At 72.7% G+C, this 3,507-nt stretch carries 2 protein-coding genes; one reads left to right on the forward strand and one right to left on the reverse strand.

Annotation, left to right across the window (positions count from 1 at the left end; all coding sequences use genetic code 11):
* The first annotated feature begins 170 nt into the window (after positions 1–170).
* Positions 171–1,112: a M56 family metallopeptidase gene (locus EHS43_RS40305; protein ID WP_125195507.1), complete on the forward strand. Its 942-nt coding sequence runs from the start codon at positions 171–173 to the stop codon at positions 1,110–1,112.
* A gap of 166 nt (positions 1,113–1,278) precedes the next feature.
* Here the strand turns inward: EHS43_RS40305 and recQ are convergent, their stop codons facing one another.
* Positions 1,279–3,282, reverse strand: a complete 2,004-nt coding sequence (gene recQ, locus EHS43_RS40310; protein ID WP_125195508.1) for a DNA helicase RecQ — start codon at positions 3,280–3,282, stop codon at positions 1,279–1,281.
* Between the last annotated feature and the right edge of the window lie 225 nt (positions 3,283–3,507).

Consider the following 3,507-nt stretch of genomic DNA (forward strand, 5'->3'; position numbering starts at 1 on the left):
GTCCGGGGACGTGTGAGGCGTCCGGGACCGCACGAGTCCTGCCGCGGTGCCTCCGCTCACGGCATACTGGCGGCGGGCGGCACACGTGGACGACGTGCCGGCCGCCCAGCAGCGCCTCACCGCACAGCCCCACCCTCCCCTGTCTCCGATCAGGATCCGGAGCCCGTGGCATGACACTCTGCCTGCTCCTGCTGAGCACCGTCGCCGTGGCGGCCGCCGTGCCGGTGCCGCGCGCGCTCACCCGGGCCGCGTGGCCCGAACGGGAACCGGTGGTCGGGCTGTGGGTGTGGCAGTGCCTGGTCGCCACGGTGCTGCTGTGCTGCCTGACCGCGCTGGTGCTGGGCGCGGCGGCGGTCTTCCACACGGTCCGCGACCATGTGTTCGCCCCGGCGCCGCCGGCCGTGACCGCGGCCTACGACCTGTCGGCCGCGCCGGTGTGGGCGGTCCTCTCGACCCTGCTGCTGGCCGCCGGGGCCGCGTGGACCACGGCGATGCTGGCCCGTGAGCTGGTCGAGGCCCGTCGGCGCCGGGGGCTGGCCCGTGAGCATCTGCGGGAGCGCGCGCCGGATCTGCCGGCCGGGCTCGGGACGGCGACGCGCGGTCCGCTGCTGGTGCTGGAGGACGAGTACCCGGACGCCTGGTGGATGCCCGGGAACCCGCCGCAGCTGATCGTGACGACGGGCGCGCTGCACCGCCTGACCGACCATCAGCTGGACGCGGTCCTCACCCACGAGCGCGGACACGCGCGGGCCCGCCACGACTGGCTGCTCCACCTCTCGACCGCACTGGCCACGGGGTTCCCGCGGGTGCCGCTGTTCGCCCACTTCTGCGACCAGACACACCGGTTGGTGGAACTGGCGGCGGACGACACGGCGTCGCGGCGGTGCGGCCACCTGACGACGGCCCTGGCGCTGATCGAGCTGAACCAGCACCGGGGCGTGCTGTCGTGCGCGTCCAGTCACCGCCTGCTGGGCGAACGCGTGGACCGACTGCTGGAGCCGCCACCGCGACTGCTGCGCAGGCACCGGGCGCTGACGTCGGCGACGGCCGCCCTGGTGCCGTTGCTGCCGCTGCTGATCGTTTTCGGGCCGGGTCTGTCGGCGCTGGCGTAAGGGGTCGGCCCCTGGCCGCCGGTCCGGTGGGGGCTGATCGCGCGGCCCTGGTCACGGCGACGACGGACTCGGCTCGGATTCGGCCTCGGCCGTCAGGGCGTATGCGGCCCGGGCCCTGTGACGTCGGGTGAGGTGCGGCCCGGCACCTCACCCGGCCCGGTGGCGGTCACATCCAGTCGTCCTCGGGCTCCGGCTCCGCGTCCATCTCGGGCCAGTGGTCGGCCCCGGGGTCCGCGTCGTCGGTCCGGCCGGGGGTCTGCGTGGCCGGACCGCCGTCCGCGAGTCCGGCCAGCACACCGATCACGCCCTCGCCGTAGGTCAGCAGCTTCTTCTCGCCGACCCCGCTGACTCCGCCGAGCTGCTGCACCGAGGTCGGCCAGGCCGTGACGATCTCCCTGAGCGTGGCGTCGTGGAAGATGACGTACGCCGGGACGCCCTGTTCGCGGGCCTGTTCGGCGCGCCAGGCCCGCAGTGCCTCGAAGGCCGGCACCAGCGCCTCGGGCAGCTCGGCGACCGCGGCCTTGGCCTTGCCCCGCCCGGAGGAGGACGAGCTCGCCTTGGCGCTCACCGGCTTCTTCGGCTCCTTGCGCAGCGGCACCTCCCGCTCCCGCCGCAGCACCGCCCCGCTCGCCTCGGTCAGCACCAGCGTGCCGTAGTCCCCCTCGACCGCGAGCAGGCCCTGGGCCAGCAACTGCCGGACGACACCTCGCCATTCGCCCTCGGAGAGCTCCTCGCCGATGCCGAACACGGACAGCTGGTCGTGGTCGAACTGGATGACCTTGGCCGTGCGCTTGCCGAGCAGGATGTCGACGATCTGCACCGCCCCGAACTTCTGCCCCCGCTCCCGCTGGAGCCGCACGATCGTCGACAGCACCTTCTGGGCCGCGACCGTGCCGTCCCAGGTCTCGGGCGGGGTGAGGCAGGTGTCGCAGTTGCCGCAGCCGGTGGGCTCGGGGTCCTGGCCGAAGTAGTTCAGCAGCTGCCCGCGCCTGCACTGCGCGGTCTCGCACAGCGCGAGCATGGAGTCGAGGTGGGCGGCGGCCCGGCGCCGGAAGGCCTCGTCGCCCTCGCTCGACTGGATCATCTTGCGCTGCTGGATGACGTCGTTGAGGCCATAGGCCATCCAGGCCGTGGACGGCAGTCCGTCGCGCCCGGCGCGGCCCGTCTCCTGGTAGTAGCCCTCGACCGACTTGGGCAGGTCGAGGTGGGCCACGAAGCGGACGTCCGGCTTGTCGATGCCCATGCCGAAGGCGATGGTCGCCACCACAACCAGGCCGTCCTCGCGCAGGAAGCGGGACTGGTGGGCGGCGCGGGTGCCCGCGTCCAGGCCCGCGTGGTACGGGACCGCCTCGATGCCGTTGCGGGAGAGGAACTCGGCGGTGGCCTCCACCGACTTGCGGGAGAGGCAGTAGACGATGCCCGCGTCGCCGGGGTGCTCCTCGCGCAGGAAGGCGAGGAGCTGCTTCTTGGGGTCGGCCTTGGGGACGATCCGGTACTGGATGTTGGGCCGGTCGAAGCTCGCCACGAAGTGCCGGGCCGTCGGCATGTCGAGCCGCTGGGTGATCTCCTCGTGCGTGGCGGCGGTGGCCGTGGCGGTGAGGGCGATCCTCGGGACGTCGGGCCAGCGTCGGCCGAGCACCGACAGCGTCAGGTAGTCCGGGCGGAAGTCGTGGCCCCACTGGGAGACGCAGTGCGCCTCGTCGATGGCGAAGACGGCGATCTTGCCCCGGGACAGCAGGTCCTGCGTGGCGTCGAGGCGCAGCCGCTCCGGCGCGAGGTAGAGCAGGTCGAGCTCTCCGGCGAGGAACTCGGCCTCCACCACGCGGCGCTCGTCGAAGTCCTGCGTGGAGTTCATGAACCCGGCGCGCACGCCGAGCGCCCTGAGCGCGTCCACCTGGTCCTGCATGAGCGCGATGAGCGGGGAGACGACGATGCCTGTGCCGGGTCTGACCAGGGACGGAATCTGGTAGCACAGCGACTTGCCGCCGCCGGTGGGCATGAGGACGACGGCGTCCCCGCCGGCCACCACATGCTCGATGATCTCTTCCTGCTCGCCGCGGAAGGCGTCGTAACCGAAGACCCGGTGCAGCGTGGCCAGTGCCTCGCTGTCGCTCGCGTCCGGTGTCCCGGTGATCCCTGGCATCTCGCTGATACCGCCCATCCCGCCCATAGTCCCGTCCCCCGTACGTCGTCCCTCGACCACTGCCTCCACGATAGGGGCCGGGACCGACAGCGTCGGAGTTATCCACAGGCCGGGCAGGCCGAACCCGGTGACGTTCCGTGGTCATTCGATCGGCGGATGTCACATGGCGCACTCGTTCGATGCGGGGACATGCTGCTGGGGCGGGCTGGGGAGGCCCGCCCCTCCCGACCGACGGCGCCCCATCCTCGCGCC

It is taken from the genome of Streptomyces sp. RP5T, from assembly GCF_003933965.1.
Classification (GTDB): domain Bacteria; phylum Actinomycetota; class Actinomycetes; order Streptomycetales; family Streptomycetaceae; genus Streptomyces.

What these genes read in the sequence shown, in the direction of transcription:
- EHS43_RS40305 (WP_125195507.1), top strand. Translation starts at nt 171, where the DNA reads ATGACACTCTGCCTGCTCCTGCTGAGCACCGTCGCCGTGGCGGCCGCC.
- recQ (WP_125195508.1), bottom strand. Translation starts at nt 3,282, where the DNA reads ATGGGCGGGATGGGCGGTATCAGCGAGATGCCAGGGATCACCGGGACA.